This window comes from Clostridium prolinivorans, assembly GCF_004011155.1.
GTDB classification, from domain to species: Bacteria; Bacillota; Clostridia; order Clostridiales; family Clostridiaceae; genus Clostridium_AT; species Clostridium_AT prolinivorans.
Genome location: NZ_RJWG01000012.1, coordinates 1 through 18575 on the forward strand (window position 1 = coordinate 1; position 18575 = coordinate 18575).

Here is an 18575-nt window from a genome sequence, read left to right on the forward strand (position 1 = left end):
TGTGCAATTTTGAGAGAACAATTAAAATATTGTTTTCTTTGATATTATTATTCCGTGATAGTTTAGTGACGGAGTATAATAAAACAATAAATTCTAAACAATAAAATTTTTTTAAATTATATTGACAGCTGTATATAAAGGTGATAAAATACAATCTGTCAGAAATGAATTATCTGGTGATGATGGCGAGAAGGTAACACCCGTTCCCATTCCGAACACGCAAGTTAAGCTTCTCAGCGCCGATGGTACTGCTCGGGAGACCGAGTGGAAGAGTAGGACGTTGCCAGGTTAAAAAACCACTAAGTTTAAAAGCTTAGTGGTTTTTTGTTAGTTTTTCTATTGTGATTTGAAAATATCTATATAATTAAATATCTATAATTTAAAATTTACCTTCAATTATTATAATAAATACAAAAAATTTTTATACTTATCAATTATTATAATAAACATAAAAAATATCTATTTTAAAAATAAAATGTCCAGCTTTAGCAAAGTATAGAAAGTAGAGTAAGTTTTAATGATGCAAGAGTAAATTTCTTTATCAATTATTATAAAAATGTCTTAAAATTTTTATAATATTATAATTAACTTTATTGGTGATTTTTTTAATTATTTTTCCTGAGTTATCAACAAAATTGTGCTATATGCTATATTAGGATATTATTATAAATTTTATAAAAATTACAAAAAATATATTGACACTTAAAATAGTTGGTGTTATTATCATATTAATTTAATAAAGTAGCTTATCAAGAAAGGTGGAGGGACTGGCCCAGTGAAACCTTGGCAACCGGAACGTTAGTTTATCGGTGCCAATTCCAGCAGGTGTTATCCTGAAAGATAAGAACAATAAGGAGTTAAATCTTCTTGTAGTTTTTATCTGCAAGAAGATTTTTTTATTTGCTTTATTAAAAATTTTTAAATAAATGGGGGCTTTAAAATGAATAAAAAATTAGCATTTGAAACATTACAAGTGCATGCAGGACAGGAACCAGATCCTGCAACAAAGTCTAGAGCAGTTCCAATATATCAAACTACTTCTTATGTTTTTGATTCACCAGAAGATGCAGCAGCTTTATTTTCACTTGAGAAATCAGGTAACATATATACAAGAATTATGAATCCAACTACAGATGTATTAGAAAAAAGAATTGCAGAACTTGAAGGCGGAGTTGGAGCAGTAGCAGTAGCTTCTGGTATGGCAGCTATTATGTACTCTATATTAAATATTGCAGGTGCTGGAGATGAGATAGTTGCTGCAAGTACTTTATATGGAGGAACATATACGCTTTTTTCACATACATTTAAAAATTTAGGCATAACAGTTAAATTTGTTAATCCAGATGAGGCAGAAAATTTTAGAAGTGCTATAAATGAAAAGACTAAGGCGGTATTTATAGAAACTATAGGTAATCCAGGAATAAATGTTATAGATATAGAAAAAGTAGCAGAAATAGCTCATGAAAATGGAGTACCAGTTATTATTGATAATACTTTTGCAACTGCTTATTTGTGTAGACCATTTGATTTTGGTGCAGATATAGTAATATATTCTGCTACAAAATATATTGGAGGGCATGGAACTGCAATTGGAGGAGTAGTTGTTGATTCAGGAAAATTTAATTGGAATAATGGAAGATTTCCTAATTTAGTTGAGCCGGATTTAAGTTATCATGGACTTTCTTATTATAATGATATAGGTGAAGCAGCTTATATAACTAAACTTAGAGTTTCTTTATTAAGAGATACAGGAGCATGCATATCTCCATTTAATTCTTTCTTATTAATATTAGGTCTTGAAACTCTTTCTTTAAGGATGGAAAGGCATGTTTATAATACAAGAAAAGTTGTTGAATTTTTGAAAAATCATCCTAAGGTTGAATGGGTGAGTTATCCAGAAATAGAAGGAAATAAGTATAAAGATTTAGCTAAAAAGTATTTAAGTAAAGGGGCAGGAGCAATTTTTACTTTTGGAGTTAAAGGTGGATATGAATCTGGAAAGAATCTTATTAGAAATCTAAAAATATTTTCTCATCTTGCTAATGTTGGAGATGCAAAATCATTAATTATTCATCCAGCATCAACAACTCATCAGCAGCTTAATGAAAAAGAACAAAAGGAAGCTGGTGTTACTCCAGAGCTTATTAGAGTTTCTATAGGAATTGAAAATGCACAAGATTTAATAAATGATTTAGATGAAGCTTTAAAGAATATTTAATTTTAAACTGAAGTTAATGTATTAAATTATAAAAGCCATGCATAAATTAATAAAAACTTTTTATGTATGGCTTTTATATGGTTTTATTTATAAAATTATAATTATTAGTTTTCTGATATCATAGGTTTAAAACATGTCCTTTTTATCTAATAAAATTATGGCAATTATAATAGCTATGGTAATTAAAATTAATACATACCAAAATCCATAAGGAGTTAAAGAATCATTCCAAGGCACTGCAACGTTCATACCAAATAATCCACTTATTACAGTTGGAATTGACATTACTATAGTTATAGAAGTCATAAATTTCATAACTATGCTTAAATTATTAGAAATTACAGAAGCAAAAGCATCCATAGTTCCACTTAAAATATTACTATATATATTTGCCATTTCAATAGCTTGTTTGTTTTCTATTATAACATCTTCTAAAACGTCTTTATCCTCTGGATATTTTTGCATAATATCTAGTTTAAGCATTTTTTCAAGAGTTAATTCATTAGATTTTAAAGATGTAGAAAAATATACTAAAGATTTTTCTAAAGATAAAAGTTGAATAAGTTCTTTATTTTTCATTGATTTATGTAATTTTTTTTCAATCATTAAACTTTTTTTATCTATTTGTCTTAAATACAATAAATAGTAAGTGGATATTTTATATAAAATTTGAAGAATAAATCTTGAGCGTTTAAAAGTAAAAAAAGATTTGACCTTTCCCTCAATAAAATCAGTTAATATTTTACTGTTTTTTAAACATATAGTGATAATAACAGATTCAGTATGTATTATTGATAAAGGGTAAGTGTCATATGTAAGAGAGTTTTCTTCCATTTCTGTAAAGGGTATATCAACTATAAAAAGTAAATTATTGTTTTCCATATCAATACGAGAAGTTTCCTCTTCATCTAAGGCAGAACGTAAAAATTCTATAGACACTCCAGTTCGTTTTGATACTAATAAAAGTTCTTGTTCAGAGGGAGCAACTATATTAATCCAACATCCAGGTTCAATATTGTCAAGTTTTTTTAAAGTATTCCCGGATTCATCTATGTGTTTGTAAATTGAAACCATATTAAAACCTCCCCAAAATAATTAAGAATGAAGGGAGTTTACTTCATTCTTAATTATATTATAATATATAAAAAAATATTGTCTATAAAAGTAACATAGAAAACTTTTATTTTTAGCAATTAATTTTTAAGTTTTGTACATTTTTATAAAATTCAGATTTTACCTCTTGAAGTAATGATTCTTTTTCTAATAAATCAAGACCAGTCATAGCTAAGGCTGATGCAGCTTTTAATATAGTATCTTTAGCATAATTAGAAACAGTAGCTTTAGCAAATTCAAGACTTGAATATTTTATGGATTTATCATCTGTTATAGATATATATGGATGTATACATGGAACTACATGACTTACAGTTCCAATACTTATACCAGCTAAAGAATTTTTAGCATCTCCTATATCTATTATTCCAACTTCTTTAAGATTATGAGAAAATATTCTAGAAAGAGTAGTGTTTGGAATAATTTCATCATATGGAAGAGATGGCCTTGATGTTTCGCAAATAATTTCCATTAAATTAGAAACAGTATTAGCTAATTGTTCAATTTTTTTCTCTATCTCACAAGCTTGAGTCATTTTAGAAGCTCTTATGTAAAATTCTATAGTTGATTCTTTAGGAATAACATCAGGAGAACTATTATTTTTTATTATAATGTTATCTATATAGCAATTTTTTTTAAATCCATTTTTAAGAAAACTTATTGCATTAAATATAAAATAACAAGCATCAAGTGAAGAATATACACCATCTTGAGAATATGTTAAAGTGTTTTTGCTTGTGTATTTTATTTTTATAGGAAGCAGTGCCATAGAAGTACCACTTTCATGGTTTTCTATATCAGGATGAGCCATAAGCACAACATCTATATCTTCAAAAGTGCCTTGCTTTGTCATAGTTACTTTGGAACTACTTATAAATTCTCCAGGACAACCTAGTACAATTATAGTACCACTTTTAAATTTATCAATAACTTTAGATAAAGAAAGAGCAGCTCCCATAGACATAGCAGAAATTAAATTATGACCAGTTATATGTCCTTCTTTTGTAGCAGCGTCATATTCACATATATAGCATATTTTAGGATGACCGCTACCATATTCAGCATAAAAAGCAGTAGGAATTTCAAGATAATTTTCTGTAACTTTAAAGTTATGCTCTTTAAGCATTTTGATTAAATAATTATAAGCTTTATATTCATAAAAACTTTCTTCAGGATTTTCATAAAGATATTTAGAAAGATTAAAAATATCTTCTTTTATTGTTTGAAGGTAGCTTATCATTTCTTGTTTCATATCTATCACCCTCCATAAAATTACGTTAAATAATATAAAATAGTGTTTCCTTAAAATTAAAAATATATTTATAAATATTTAGGTGGACAAAATAAAAAAAAGAAAGTATTTGAATAAAATATAGTATAAGAGGCAACAATTTAAAAAAGAAATTATTTTCAAGGGGGAAATTATGAAAAGACAAGTATGTATAATATGTAGAAAGCCTCTAAATAGTGGTATAATAATAAGCGGCAAAAGAATATGTAAATGCTGTGAAGAAAAAATAATTAACACTCAAATGAATACAGATTTTTATGAGTATTATAAAAATTGTATAAAAAAGAATATTGTTCAAAATGCACTTAAAGGAGAGGAAATTAATTGTCAAAATTACCACTTGTAGAAGGAGTATTAAAATACGTTAAAGAAAATAATATATATTTTTGTATGCCTGGGCATAAAGGTGGGATAGGATTTCAAAATACTAAAATAGGAGAAGAACTTTATAAAAATTTTTTAAAAGCTGATATTACAGAAGTTGATGGATTAGATAATTTGCATCATCCTGAAGGTATAATAAAAGAAAGTTTGGATTTATTAAGTGAATTTTATGGGAGTAAAAAATCATATTTTTTAGTAAATGGAAGTACAAGCGGTAACTTAGCTATGATATTTTCAAGCTTTAAAGAAGGCGATAAAGTAATAATAGAAAGAAATTGCCACAGATCGATATTTAATGGAATAATAATGAGAAAACTTAAGCCTGTATATGTTAGAAACAAAATAAGCAAAAAATATAATGCTCCTATGTCTATTGATATGGAGCATTTTTTAAGTTTAATAAATAAACATAAAGATGCTAAAGGAATTATAGTTACTTACCCTAATTATTATGGTATTTGTACTAATTTAGAACTTATTATATCTGAGGCTAAAAAATATAATATGAAAGTTTTAGTAGATTCAGCTCATGGAGCTCATTTTGGTGTTAATGAAAAACTTCCACAAAGTGCTTTAAAGCTTGGAGCAGATATGATAGTTATGAGTTCTCATAAAACTACTCCAAGTCTTACTCAAACTGCGTATCTACATGTTAATAAAAATTCAAATATAGACATAAATAAAGTAGATTTTTATGTAAGCAGTTTTTTAAGTACAAGCCCTTCTTATATGCTTATGTGTTCCATGGATTATGCTAGATATTACCTTCAGGAATTTGGGGAAGAAGGATATAGGAAACTTATTGATTTAGAAGAAATTTATAAAGAAAAGATAAATAAATTAGAATGGCTTCATGTATTAAGTGAAGATGATATAGTAAAAGAAATGGATTTTAAAAATCCCAAATATCCTGTTTTGGATTTAAGCCGATTTGTAATAAATGTTAAAGAGGGCTATAGTGGACATAAACTTTTAAAATATTTAAGAAGTAAAAAAATACAATGTGAGATGAGTGATTTTAGAAATGTAGTTTTATTATTTTCACCTTTTAATAAAGAAGAAGATTTTATAAGATTATATGAAGCACTTAATGAATGTGATGTAAATAAGTTAAAAGATGATTTAATTATAAATATAGAAGATGTATATATACCTAAGGCTAAGCTTTTACCTTATGAAGTTTTAGATAAAAAAAAGAAAAAGATTAATATAGATGAATCTTTAGGGAAAATATGTGCAGAAGAAGTAGTACCTTATCCACCTGGAATTCCATTGTTAAATGCAGGAGAATTTATAGATAATAAAATTTTAAATATGATAAAATATTACATGAAACAAAAAATAACAGTATTAGGATTAGAAAATAATAAAATAACTGTTGTGGAGGAATAAGATGAGTAAAGGATTATTAATAACATTTGAAGGACCTGATGGTTCAGGAAAGACTACTCAGATATCTCTTTTAAAAGAATATTTAAATAATAAAGGACTTAATGTAGTTTGTACAAGAGAACCAGGAGGAACAAGAATAAGTGAAAAAATTAGAGATATTATACTTGATAATAATAACAATGATATGTCTCCAATGTGTGAAGCATTATTATATGCCGCAGCACGTTCACAACTTGTAGAGCAAATAATAAAGCCTGCTATAGATAAGGGAAAGATTGTTATTTGTGATAGATTTGTTGAATCTTCCATAGTATATCAGGGAATAGGAAGAAATCTTGGAGTAGAAAGAATAAGAATGATAAACGAAGCAGCAACAGATGGACTTAAAGCTGATATAACTTTTATGCTTACTATTTCCTATGAAGAAGGTCTTAAAAGAAAAGAAAAGCAAAAATCTTTTGATAGATTAGAAAATAGTGGGAATGATTTTCATAAAAGAGTTTATGAAGGGTACATGGAACTTTCAAAAAATTCAAATTATATAAAAGTGATAGATGCTAATAGAAGTATTAAAGAAATACATAATGAAATAATTAATTTTATAGAAGAAATTTTATAATTTATTTATAGCTTATAAAGATTGATTTTATAAAAGTTTATAAAATTAAAGTATTAATTAATAATTTATGCTTAAACATATAAAATATGTAAATCTTTTGCTATTTTACTGTAAATACATTATAATATAAGTAATATAATGTAATGAGGTATATTAAGAGTAAAATTTTATTTTACGACACCAAAAATTAAGGAGGGAGTATTTATGAAACTTATAATTGCTATAGTTCAAGATAATGATGCTGGTGAATTGATAGATGTATTGACTGATGAAGGTTTTAGAGTAACTAAGCTTGCAACTACAGGTGGATTTTTAAAATCAGGAAATACAACTTTGATGATAGGCGTAGAGGCTGAAAAAGTTGATAAAGTATTAGGATTAATTGAAGATGTATGTAAGACCCGTGACCAAGTTGTAACATCACCATCTCCAATAGCAAGTTCTGCAGGGATTTATGTACCTTATCCTGTTGAAGTTGAGGTAGGCGGAGCTACAATTTTCGTTGTAGATGTTGATAAATTTATAAAAATATAATAAAACTGTATTAAAATTATACTATCAAAGTAGGGATTAAATTGAAGCTTGATAAAATAATAGGACACAAAAGTATAATAAATCAAATTAATAATTCAATAGATAAGGGCATGTTTTCTCATGCCCATCTTATTGTGGGCGAAGATGGTATAGGTAAAAGTCTTATAGCAAGAGGAATAGGGTTAAAAATTTTAGGTAAGGATTTAGACAGAGAGTATACAGATTTAGTGGAATATAGAATACCTAATAATAAAAAGTCTATAGGTATTAAAGATGTGGTTGATAAAGTAATAGATGAAATAAATAAAAAGCCTTATGAAGGAGATAAAAAAGTAATTATAATATATGAAGCAAATAAGATGACAGTAGAAGCTCAAAATGCTTTTTTAAAAACTATAGAAGAACCTCCTAAAGGTGTTTTTATTATTTTATTATGTGAAAAACTTGATGAAATATTAGAAACTATAAAATCAAGATGTCAGATTCATAAACTTCAAAGACTTAGCTTTGAGGAAATGTATGAATTTTTAAGTTATAGATATAAAACTCTTACAACAAATGATATTAAAACAATTATAGCTTTTAGTGATGGTATACCTGGACGAGCTTTAAAATTTATAGAAGATAAAAATTTTAAAGATATAAGAGATAATACATTGAATATTTTATTAGATATAAATAGTAAAAATATAGAGGAGTTTTTAAAATATGAAAAATTCTTAATTAAATATAAAGATCAATGGCAGGAAGTTCTTACATGGATTTTATCATATATAAGAGATATAATGGTGTATAAGGAAACTGGTAAAGAGGATATTATAATTAATTTGGATAAAATTAATATTATAAAAGATATGTCTTCTATATTTTCTTTTAATAGATTAAGTGCTATTATAGATATAGTAAATGAAAGTAGGCAGAGGCTTGAAAGTAATGTAAATACATCTTTAACTTTCAGTACTATGCTTATAAAATTTTTAGATTCATAAAAATATAGGAGGCTTTATGGTAAAAGTTATAGGAGTACGCTTTAAAAAAGCGGGGAAAATATATTATTTTGATCCAGGCTTAACAGTTATTCAAAAAGGGGATAATGTTATAGTAGAAACCGCAAGGGGCATAGAATTTGGAGAATGTGTTACAGATATTAAAGAAATAAAGGATGAAGAAGTAATTGCCCCTCTTAAACCAGTTATTCGAAAATCAACTATTGAAGATGAAGAAAAACATAAAGAGCTTCAGCTTAAAGAAAAAGAAGCTTTTAATATATGCCTTGAAAAAATTAAACAGCATAATTTAATTATGAAGCTTATTGATGTAGAATATACTTTTGATAGTAACAAAGTTATATTTTATTTTACTGCAGATGGAAGAGTTGACTTTAGAGAACTTGTAAAGGATTTAGCCGCAATTTTCAGAACTAGAATAGAACTTAGACAGATTGGAGTGCGCGATGAATCTAAAATGGTTGGGGGGCTTGGCCCTTGTGGAAGGCCTTTATGCTGTTCCAGTTTTTTAGGAGATTTTGCTCCAGTTTCAATAAAAATGGCTAAAGAACAAAATCTTTCATTAAATCCAAGCAAAATATCAGGTATATGCGGAAGGCTTATGTGTTGTTTAAATTATGAGCAAGAAGCCTATGAAGATATAAGAAAAAGACTTCCTAAAGTGGGGTCTATAGTAAAAACTCCTGATGGTGAGGGAGAAGTAGTATCTAATAGTGTTATTAAAGAGATAGTTAAAGTAAAAATAAAAGTTAATGAAGATGAGATAATAAAAGACTATAAATTAAAGAATGTTACTTTAGTTTCTGGAGGCTATGAAGGTACTATAAATGAAGAAGAAATTAAAATAGAAATTATAGATGAAGATGTTGATATAAAAGAAATAAAAGAATTATTTGAAGAAAATTAAGTCTGATAGACTAAGAGGGATATTATGAAATCAGTAATAAAAATTGCTAATATGAGGACATTAACAGATGTAAATATCATAAGAGAGGCTATATCTAAAAATGAAGGTGTTGTAGCTTGTCAAATATGCAAAGAAAAACAGGAAGTTAATGTTGTTTATGATGATTATTTTTTAACACAAGATGACATAATACAATGCCTTGAAGATTTAGGTTATACTATAATATAAAATTATTCAAAAAAACTATAATATAAAACCATTGAAAATAAATAAAAAAGTGGTAAAATAGATGTTGAAACTATGCAATAAATATATTGCAGCAATTATCTAAAATAAGTATAAATTTTAGGAGGAGTATATTATGGCATACAAAATAACAGATGCTTGCATAAGCTGCGGAGCATGTGCTGCAGAATGCCCAGTTAGTTGTATAAGTGAAGGAGACAGTATTTATGTAATTGATGCAGATTCATGCATAGATTGCGGAAACTGTGCTAATGTTTGTCCAGTAGGAGCACCTGAACAAGACTAATTTAAATAAAAGGCCACAAATGTGGTCTTTTTATTTATTGAATAAAAAATAATGGTTGATTTTAATAAAATATTATATATAATTAATATATAAAATATTTTGTCGAGTATTATAGTATTTATTCGTATATGCTCAAAAATATGGTTTGAGTGTTTCTACCAGGAGGCCGTAAACTACCTGACTACGAATATATAATTTAACCAATGCTTTTATGTATTTTATAAACTATAATTTAAACTTTATAGTTTAATTGATATTTTAGCTTATAATTAAAGCATTGAAATTATATATTCCTAGGTAGTTTAGCTGCTTAGGAATTTTTTTTATTTAAAGGAGAATGATATATGAAAGCTTTGGTTGATGAAATATTAAAACAAGGGAAGGTATTGCCAGGAAATATTCTTAAAGTGGATTCATTTATAAATCATCAAATGGATATAAAATTATTTAACGAAATAGGAAAGGAATTCAAAAGAAGATTCGAAAGAAATAAAGTTACTAAGATACTTACTATAGAATCTTCAGGGATTGGAATTGCATGTATTACTTCACAATATTTTGATTTTGTTCCAGTAGTTTTTGCAAAAAAAACCTTAGGTAGTAATTTTTTTGGAGATGTTTATGAATCAGAGGTTTATTCTTATACAAAAAAACAAAAATATATGGTAAAAGTAAGTAAAGATTATATTACATCTGAAGATAAAGTGCTTATCATAGATGATTTTCTTGCAAATGGAAGAGCTGCTTTAGGGCTTATAGATATTATAAGACAAGCAGGTGCTGAAATTGTTGGGGTTGGAATAGTTATAGAAAAGGGGTTTCAAGAAGGCAGAAGTGCTATTGAAAAAGAAGGTATAAGAGTTGAATCACTTGCTATAATTGATAAATTTGAAAATAATAAAGTTATTTTAAGATAACCTTATAATAATTATAAAAAATGCAGGAGGATAAAATGGATAAAAAAGTATATGAATTAGATGGAAGACCAGCTTTAAAAGATTCTTTAATTTTTGGATTGCAGCATGTAGTTGCTATGTTTGTAGGAAATATTGCACCGGTTATAATAGTTTGCAATGCATTAAAATTACCTATAGAAGTACAAATTAAACTAATACAATGTGCAATGTTTGTTGCGGGAGTAGCTACTTTATTTCAGTTATATCCTATAGGACCTATTGGATCAAAGCTTCCTATTGTAATGGGAACTAGTTTTACTTTTGTTCCTACTGCCATAGCAATTGGAACAAAATATGGATTTTCAGCAATTATGGGAGCATGTTTTGTTTCCGGAATAATTATAGCCTTTTTAGGAATATTTTTAAAATCTTTTAGAAAGTATTTTTCCCCAATAGTTATAGGAACAGTAGTATTATCTATAGGTCTTTCACTTCTTCCTGTAGGTATGAATTATTTTGCAGGTGGACAAGGAGCTTCTGACTTTGGATCCTTTTCTAATTTATTTTTAGGGCTTATTGTTCTTGTTGTAGTTTTGTATTTTAGTATGTTTAGAAAAGATGCCACAAGCTCTGCAGCAATATTAATAGGAATATTAGCAGGATATATAGTAGCCTTTTTTATGGGAAAACTTGATATTAGTCAAATTGTTTCAGCAAGCTGGATATCTATACCTATACCTTTTGATTTTGGAATAACTTTTCATATAGATGCGATAATATCAATGCTTATTGTTTTTGCTATAAGCGCTATGGAAACTATAGGAAATTCTTCAGCTATAGCTTTAAATGGACTAAATAGGGAGATAACAGATAAAGAATTAAGTGGAGCGGTTGTAGCTGATGCTGTTGGAAGTTCTTTTGCAGCTATATTTGGAGTACTTCCTAACTCGGCGTTTGGGCAAAATGTAAGTATAATATCAATGACAAAAGTTGTTAATAGATTTAGTATAGCTACTGGTGCAGGAATACTTATTTTAGGAGGTCTTTTTCCTAAAGTGGGATCTTTGATTGCTATTATGCCTTCAAGTGTACTTGGAGGAGCTGCTATTATTATGTTTGCAATGATTGTAATTGCAGGAATAAATATGATTACAATAGAACCTCTTAATAATAGAAACAGTATGATAGTAGCAGTAGCACTTGGTTTAGGATTTGGAGTAGGAATGGTACCTGGAGCACTAGATGTATTCCCTCAATGGTTTAAAATGGTATTTGGATCCTCAGGGGTAGCTAATGCTGGAATTATTGCATTTATTTTAAATATTGTTCTACCTAAAGAAGAAAAAGAAGATGTTAATTTATTAGAAGAGAAAGCAAGTTAAATTTAGAAAAAAATCGCTGTTTAAGTTTTATAAAAGTTGTTAAATATATAGTAACTTTTATTTACTTAGACAGCGATTTTTTAAAAATTTATTTATATCAGAGGATTTTTAAAAGCATATTGTATTATATTTAAGAATATATATCTGAAAATTCAATACTAATCCTTTCTATAATATTATCATCTATTAAAGATTCTTCTATATAATCTTCATCACATAGCTTAACAGGAAGTTTAATTATAAATTCACTACCTTTACCTAATTGGCTATTTACTTCAATTGTTCCTTCATGCATTTCAACAAAAGATTTTACAAGTGAAAGCCCTATACCGCTTCCTTCGTGAGCTCTAGTAAAGCTTCTATCTACTTGCCTGAATCTTTCAAAAATTAATTGAGTTTTATCTTTAGGTATACCAATTCCATTATCTTTTATTGAAATTGTTACATAATCTTCTTTTGTAAATATATTTACAAGAATTTGTCCATTACAATTTGTAAATTTTACAGCGTTTGAAAGTAAGTTTAGAACAATTCTTTCAATTTTATCAGGATCAATTGCCATTATTTTTTCTTCGCAGTCAGTATCAAAAATAAGGTTAATACCTTTACTTTCTGCAAATGACGTAACAGACATTGTAATATCTTCTACAATACTTATTATATTGCAATTTTTCATATGAGGAACTAAAAATCCTGAATCTGCTCTTGTTATATCAAGTAAATTGTTAATTAACCTCATAAGTCTATAACAATTTTGTTTCATTATATTAATATATTTGTTTTTATTTTGCATAAATTTATTTTCATCATTTTCATTATATAAATCTAACAACTGTAATGAAGAAAAAATAATGTTTAAAGGTGTTTTAAGCTCATGAGATATATTAGAAAAAAACTCTGTTATAAGTTTATTGAATTCACGTGTTTCATTTAATAATTTTATATTTTTTTGAACATCCTTTTGTAATATTTCAACCTGTTTTTCAGAAGTAATATCTCTAAGTATTGTAAGTATTGTTGGTTCTCCATCATAAATAAAATAAGTAGAAGTATTTTGAACTACGGTTATTATTCCGTTAACTCCTATTAATTTTTGTTCAAAAGATGCTGTATGTGATTCATTTTTATAAATATCATTATATTTATTCTCTATATAATCTATTTCATCATTAGGAACAAATTCTAAAATAGATTTATTAATTAATGATTCTAATTCTATACCTATTAAAGAGGCAGCTTTTTCATTTGCAAAAATTAATTTATTATTACGATGAACAAATATAGCATCATTACTATTATTAATCAGAAGATTGTAACAAGTTTCATTGTTTACAATAATATGTTCTATATATCTTCTTTTTAATTCTTGTTCAGTTAATTTTTTGTTCAATATTTGAAGCTGAGCATCTTTTTTTTCTATGTTTTCATTTTGCAATGTAACATATTTACCTAAAGACCATGCAACAAGTATAAGAGCAGCAGTAAGAATTAAATCACCTTGAAAATAAATATTAACATTTGATTGGGGTGCAAAAAATAAATCTATTGATAATATTATAAATGATGAAACTGAAGCTATAATAATTCCAAATTTAGCACCTAGTTGAATTACAGAAGAAATAACAACAAATAGAAATAAAAATTTATATTCACTTGAATAAGAATCTGATAACATAATTAATATTGAAAAAAAGAACACAAAAACAAAATTTTCTACTATTAATGTATTCCTAGAATATTTAATATTTTTTTTGTTTAAATATAAATAAGACCACAATGAATATACAATAAGCATAAAAGGTATAAACACTCCATACATAATTAGAAGGGTTTGAGTAAAATTCATACCAGAATTAAAATTTTCATTTATTAAATTTTCATATGAATTTATAATTATACCAAAAATAAGCGATACAGATTTAATAATTGCCAATATGCTATTAATGTTTTTTTCATTATCATTTTCTAAAATATTCATTTTAATCCTCCAGATATAAATATTTTAGTAAAATATTTATATTTTAATTTAAAAGTACTTAAGGCCGGTAAAACCGACCTTAAGATTTATTTTTGCCTAAAAGCTTATTCTTCTCTTAAACATTTAGGCTCTTCTGGTTGATATGCTGACCATATACAAGCAGAAGAAGCAACTGTAGCAGCTAAAACAGTTGCTAAAGAAGCTATTAATGTTAATATTTTCTTTTTCATATTACTTTTCCCCCTTTGCTAAATTTAATAATTTATTAAAAAAAGAATCTATTTTTAGGAAAGCAATATGACCTTTATAAGTAAGCGTAAATGTCTGCCACGTAATACCACTATAAATACATATAGAAAAAATTAAAAAACTTTTATTGTGAATTAAGATATATATAATAATGTTAATAAGAACAATTATAAGATATATACCTAAAACTAATATAGATTCTTTTTTCATTCTCTCTTTCTTCTTTTGTGTCTTAATTGGTTTAGAAATACTATCTACTGGTGCTAATTTTAATATAATATAATAAGACCAAGAGAAAGTAAGTAAACCGAAAAATATAGTTAAATTTATATTAAATAATGGAGCTATAATAAAATATATAATAAGTGCGAATCCAACAGCTATAATAGTACCAATTGCAGTACAAATACCAGGTGAGCTAGCGTGTGCACCTCCTGAATATTTTCTAAGAATACTAATAGTAAATGATACTATTAAAGATTCAATTAAAACTTTAAATACAGCTCCAAATATAACAACTAAAAATATAGAAAGCAATGTTTGTATTAAAGCAAAAGTACCATAAGCAATGACTTCTTTACTATCATTATCTAATCCTAATTCTGAACTAATTTTTTCAGCTATACTATTTGTTAAATTTTCCATATTAATTCAGCTCATTTCTTTTTAATAATATAATATAATATGCTATTACAAAAATCGCAAATAAAAATAAAGAGGGTAGTCCATATAAAGTTTTTAAAATAGTATTACTCATTATATAGTTTAAATCTTTTTTTAATAAAAATTGTATAAATAAAAGATTTATTCCTTCAAATATAAAACCAAGAATAAATATAATAAATCCAGCACGTATGGAATTAATAATATCAATTTTATTTATAAAACTGGTTATTGTAACAATTATAACCAAATTTAATATAGTATGTATACCTAATTGAATAGGAAGCATCCTAATTAAATAGACTATAAATGAAAATAATATTCCTGATAATAAATATTTTTTTAGATTAATACGCGTTTTTGAAAACGCATGAACTGCTAAAACAAACAAAAATTCTTCGGGTATAGATCTTACAATAAATTCAAACAAAGATAATTTCAGCATATTAAATTTCCTCCTAAGTTGTTTATGAGGTTTTTTCTTTTAAATTTATATTAATATACTTTATAAAATCAAAAATAACAATAAATGTAAAAAATCTAATAAAAATATCACCTATACTTAAAATACTGTAACCTAAATCGATATAATCTGTCAAGAATTTCAACTTTGTACTATTATTACCTAAAATATGTATATCTTTTATTTTTGAAAAAGAATCAGGTTTAACATAACCAGTAATATAAGATAAAGTCGGGAACACAGGCATTTTACCATTGTTTGCATTTATTGCTATATTATTTAAATATGTTCCGAACCTATTATAGAGCTTATGTATAATTTATATTTAAATATTAAAGGAATAAACATTAAAATATAAATTTTTTCAAGCCAAACTTCATATTTAATAAAACTATAGTTATCATAAAATATACTAATTCCTATAAAAATATAAATAAATGAAAATATTATTATAGGATAAGCATACAAGGATTTAAAAAATGGTTTTAGCTTGTACCCTTTGATTTTTGCAACAAGCATTGCTAATAATATAGTTTCAATCATAAATATCCTCGTGTATTTTTATTAGTAAATTGATATATAAAATAAAAAATATAATGACAAAATTTTTATATATCTATTTTTATAATACCATTTTGTTAATTAATTTACAATAATAGATAAAAAATAAAAATATCATAAATATAAAAAATTAATGTTTTTTTAAATTGAATATTTATTACAAATAACATATAATATTTATGGAGGAGATGATTGAATATGTTTGATTTTCTTAAAAAAACTTATAAACTTGTAGCCCCAATTGATGGAAAAGTAGTTGAACTTTCAAAAGTTCCAGATCCTGTTTTTGCAGAAAAAATGGCTGGAGATGGTGTTGCTATTGAAACTACAGGAGATACTATAGTTTCACCAGCTGATGGTAAATTATCTATGATATTTAAAACAAACCATGCTTTTGGAATAACCCTTAAAAATGGAATAGAATTATTAGTACATATAGGTATAGATACAGTAGCTTTAGATGGAAAAGGTTTTGAGAGAATAGCAAAAGAAGGTCAAGAAGTAAAATCAGGAGATCCTATTATAAAAATTAATAGGAAAGAAATATTAGACAGTGGATACTCTCTTATAACTCCTGTACTTATAACAAATGTAGATGATGTAAAAGATATAAGTGCTAATATAGGGGTTGAAGTTAAAGCAGGATGTGATGAAATTTTAAGTTTTAAAATTAAATAAAAAAAGAAAAAAGAAGAGTACAAAGATTTGTTAAATTAATTTTTGTACTCTTTTTTATTTAATAATTAGTTTTAGTATTTTAAGAAAGTCTTAAAATTGAAATGAATTTTATGCTGTTAAAACTTGTATATTATCATTTACTATATTTTTTATATCTAATTTAGTATTATTTAAATTGATATTCCATTTTGGAAGATTAACTTTTTTTAATTCATTAATAATAACAGAAGATATATCTTTATATAATATATCAAAAATAAATTTTTTAAAAGAATTATAATCATTAAAATTATTAAGATGAACTTGAATAGAATGTTCAGGAATAGTTAAAAGATAAGATTGATTTTCTTCAAAAGAATATTTTTTGTTTAAAACACCTTCTTTTTTTGTATAAGTTATAATGTTTTTAAAATATGCAATTATATTAAATTCATATAAAGTTATAATAGCACCATTTTCAAAAGGGTATAATTTAAAATTTAAACTATGCTCATGATAAGTTTTACCATGACGTATTTGATTTTTAGCAGAAAGCTTTAATATACTTTTTTCAATAGAAATATTTTTGTATAAAATTTTTTCGTTATTTAAATCATTCATTACTTTTTCTAGTATTTTATTTGTAAATTCATTAGAATTATAATTAAAATGATTACGTTCTTTAAGTAATATTTCTTTAGATTTTGTCACTAATTTTAATTTTTGTGAATTTCCATGATTTATTTCATGATTTAAAGTATCAATGTAACCATGCATTGGATATAGCATAAGCCATTCCTCCTATAAAAATTGATATTTATATTTTAAGATATCGTTTTCTAAACTTTATAAAAATATTTTATAATAATATAATTACACTAAATAATGAATTTTTCAACTATTCAAAAAAATGATATAGAACCATATAAAGGGAAAATACTTATATATCTATACCAATAATACTTTTATTTTATAATTTTATAATATTCTAAAATATATTATATACTTATACTTAAGATAATTTTACAAAAAATCCATATATAAAAGTACTTGTTTAATTATATTATATTTATTTTTCATGTTTAATAATATAATACACTATTAATATACTAAATAAATATTAAAAATATACTAAATGGATATTTTAATAATGAAATTACAAGCAACAAATACTTGTAATTAATTTACAGATACCTGCATATAATTTACTGCAGGGGGGAGTTGTATGTCGATTTATGGAATAAATGAAAAAGTATGTGCTACTTGTATGTTCTGGAGAGGGGAAAGACAAACTAATGTGGAATTTATACAAACTTTAAATTATGAAGGAAATTGCAACTGTGAAGATAGTTTTTATGGTATAAAAACAAAGCAAGGGTGTAGCTGTATCGACTGGAGAAAAATTTTAGAAAATAATAATAAAATTAATAAATAAAGCTGATGGAAATTTAAAAATTTCCATCAGCTTTATTTTTATTATACATTTTTATTATACATTTTTAAAAATTCTTTATCAAAATCAGAAAACATAAGTTTGTCTTATTATCTTATTACATATTTTAATATAATTAGCAAAACTTTATGATTATATAACAAAAAGTCTTTTGATTAAATATTTATTACCATATAATGTAATAATAACTTGTCTAAAATACCAAAAGTAGTCTGCAGAAAACTATTTAGATCTTTTTATATAATAGTAAAGCTTCTAGTTTAGTTGAAGATGCAG

General features: G+C 25.5%; 20 protein-coding genes, 1 rRNA gene, 1 pseudogene and 2 riboswitches. Of the genes and pseudogenes, 14 read left to right on the forward strand and 8 right to left on the reverse strand.

Going from position 1 to position 18575, the window contains the following annotated elements; genetic code table 11:
* Nucleotides 1-172: 172 nt before the first annotated feature.
* Nucleotides 173-289, forward strand: a 5S ribosomal RNA gene (gene rrf / locus EGD97_RS09470).
* Between the two features lie 454 nt (nt 290-743).
* A riboswitch (SAM riboswitch) is annotated at nt 744-847 on the forward strand.
* Between the two features lie 93 nt (nt 848-940).
* On the forward strand, nt 941-2218 hold the full coding sequence (locus EGD97_RS09475; protein WP_127837173.1) for an O-acetylhomoserine aminocarboxypropyltransferase/cysteine synthase family protein: 1278 nt from the start codon (nt 941-943) through the stop codon (nt 2216-2218).
* 126 nt (nt 2219-2344) lie between these two features.
* Here the strand turns inward: EGD97_RS09475 and EGD97_RS09480 are convergent, their stop codons facing one another.
* The gene (locus EGD97_RS09480; RefSeq protein WP_078682925.1) at nt 2345-3292 is read right to left on the reverse strand and encodes a magnesium transporter CorA family protein; all 948 of its coding nucleotides are present in this window, start codon (nt 3290-3292) and stop codon (nt 2345-2347) included.
* 112 nt (nt 3293-3404) lie between these two features.
* On the reverse strand, nt 3405-4583 hold the full coding sequence (locus tag EGD97_RS09485) for a M20 family peptidase (RefSeq protein WP_127837174.1): 1179 nt from the start codon (nt 4581-4583) through the stop codon (nt 3405-3407).
* A gap of 172 nt (nt 4584-4755) precedes the next feature.
* Here EGD97_RS09485 and EGD97_RS09490 point away from each other — a divergent pair, with 172 nt between their 5' ends.
* The 10 genes from EGD97_RS09490 to EGD97_RS09535 all read left to right on the forward strand — a co-directional run bounded on the left by EGD97_RS09490 (nt 4756) and on the right by EGD97_RS09535 (nt 12275).
* Entirely contained in the window at nt 4756-4968 is a 213-nt protein-coding gene (locus EGD97_RS09490) for a sigma factor G inhibitor Gin (protein ID WP_127837175.1), read from the forward strand.
* A complete protein-coding gene (locus EGD97_RS09495) occupies nt 4947-6398 on the forward strand; it encodes an aminotransferase class I/II-fold pyridoxal phosphate-dependent enzyme (RefSeq protein WP_127837176.1) in 1452 nt (483 codons plus the stop codon). Before EGD97_RS09490 ends, EGD97_RS09495 begins: the two co-directional genes overlap by 22 nt.
* Nucleotide 6399: 1 nt before the next feature.
* Nucleotides 6400-7017 (forward strand): dTMP kinase, encoded by a 618-nt coding sequence (gene tmk, locus EGD97_RS09500; protein ID WP_127837177.1) that lies wholly within the window; start codon nt 6400-6402, stop codon nt 7015-7017.
* Between the two features lie 204 nt (nt 7018-7221).
* A complete protein-coding gene (locus EGD97_RS09505) occupies nt 7222-7551 on the forward strand; it encodes a cyclic-di-AMP receptor (RefSeq protein ID WP_078682930.1) in 330 nt (109 codons plus the stop codon).
* Between the two features lie 41 nt (nt 7552-7592).
* The gene (locus EGD97_RS09510; RefSeq protein ID WP_078682931.1) at nt 7593-8540 is read left to right on the forward strand and encodes a DNA polymerase III subunit delta'; all 948 of its coding nucleotides are present in this window, start codon (nt 7593-7595) and stop codon (nt 8538-8540) included.
* Nucleotides 8541-8556: 16 nt separating this feature from the next.
* On the forward strand, nt 8557-9465 hold the full coding sequence (locus tag EGD97_RS09515) for a PSP1 domain-containing protein (RefSeq protein WP_078682932.1): 909 nt from the start codon (nt 8557-8559) through the stop codon (nt 9463-9465).
* Nucleotides 9466-9489: 24 nt separating this feature from the next.
* Nucleotides 9490-9693 carry a heavy-metal-associated domain-containing protein gene (locus EGD97_RS09520; protein ID WP_078682933.1) on the forward strand — a complete coding sequence of 68 codons (204 nt, stop codon included), beginning with the start codon at nt 9490-9492 and terminating at the stop codon, nt 9691-9693.
* Nucleotides 9694-9826: 133 nt separating this feature from the next.
* A complete protein-coding gene (locus tag EGD97_RS09525) occupies nt 9827-9997 on the forward strand; it encodes a DUF362 domain-containing protein (RefSeq protein WP_078682934.1) in 171 nt (56 codons plus the stop codon).
* A 102-nt stretch (nt 9998-10099) separates the two neighbouring features.
* Nucleotides 10100-10201, forward strand: a riboswitch (purine riboswitch).
* A 140-nt stretch (nt 10202-10341) separates the two neighbouring features.
* Nucleotides 10342-10914 (forward strand): xanthine phosphoribosyltransferase, encoded by a 573-nt coding sequence (locus EGD97_RS09530; RefSeq protein WP_127837178.1) that lies wholly within the window; start codon nt 10342-10344, stop codon nt 10912-10914.
* A 35-nt stretch (nt 10915-10949) separates the two neighbouring features.
* The gene (locus tag EGD97_RS09535; protein ID WP_228202006.1) at nt 10950-12275 is read left to right on the forward strand and encodes a uracil-xanthine permease family protein; all 1326 of its coding nucleotides are present in this window, start codon (nt 10950-10952) and stop codon (nt 12273-12275) included.
* Between the two features lie 130 nt (nt 12276-12405).
* Here EGD97_RS09535 and EGD97_RS09540 read toward each other — a convergent pair whose 3' ends face one another.
* The 5 genes and pseudogenes from EGD97_RS09540 to EGD97_RS09560 form a co-directional block, all read right to left on the reverse strand.
* Entirely contained in the window at nt 12406-14253 is a 1848-nt protein-coding gene (locus EGD97_RS09540; RefSeq protein WP_127837180.1) for a sensor histidine kinase, read from the reverse strand.
* A 104-nt stretch (nt 14254-14357) separates the two neighbouring features.
* Nucleotides 14358-14483 (reverse strand): cyclic lactone autoinducer peptide, encoded by a 126-nt coding sequence (locus tag EGD97_RS09545; protein WP_127837181.1) that lies wholly within the window; start codon nt 14481-14483, stop codon nt 14358-14360.
* A 1-nt stretch (nt 14484) separates the two neighbouring features.
* Nucleotides 14485-15147 (reverse strand): accessory gene regulator ArgB-like protein, encoded by a 663-nt coding sequence (locus tag EGD97_RS09550; RefSeq protein WP_127837182.1) that lies wholly within the window; start codon nt 15145-15147, stop codon nt 14485-14487.
* A 1-nt stretch (nt 15148) separates the two neighbouring features.
* Nucleotides 15149-15610 (reverse strand): hypothetical protein, encoded by a 462-nt coding sequence (locus EGD97_RS09555; RefSeq protein ID WP_127837183.1) that lies wholly within the window; start codon nt 15608-15610, stop codon nt 15149-15151.
* A gap of 22 nt (nt 15611-15632) precedes the next feature.
* Nucleotides 15633-16171, reverse strand: a pseudogene (locus EGD97_RS09560) (DUF5317 family protein).
* Nucleotides 16172-16387: 216 nt separating this feature from the next.
* Between EGD97_RS09560 and EGD97_RS09565 the strand changes: the two are divergent.
* Nucleotides 16388-16867, forward strand: a complete 480-nt coding sequence (locus EGD97_RS09565) for a PTS sugar transporter subunit IIA (protein WP_127837184.1) — start codon at nt 16388-16390, stop codon at nt 16865-16867.
* Nucleotides 16868-16975: 108 nt separating this feature from the next.
* Here EGD97_RS09565 and EGD97_RS09570 read toward each other — a convergent pair whose 3' ends face one another.
* A complete protein-coding gene (locus tag EGD97_RS09570; RefSeq protein ID WP_078682943.1) occupies nt 16976-17635 on the reverse strand; it encodes a hypothetical protein in 660 nt (219 codons plus the stop codon).
* 436 nt (nt 17636-18071) lie between these two features.
* Here EGD97_RS09570 and EGD97_RS09575 point away from each other — a divergent pair, with 436 nt between their 5' ends.
* The gene (locus tag EGD97_RS09575; RefSeq protein ID WP_078682944.1) at nt 18072-18281 is read left to right on the forward strand and encodes a hypothetical protein; all 210 of its coding nucleotides are present in this window, start codon (nt 18072-18074) and stop codon (nt 18279-18281) included.
* Nucleotides 18282-18575 lie beyond the last annotated feature (294 nt).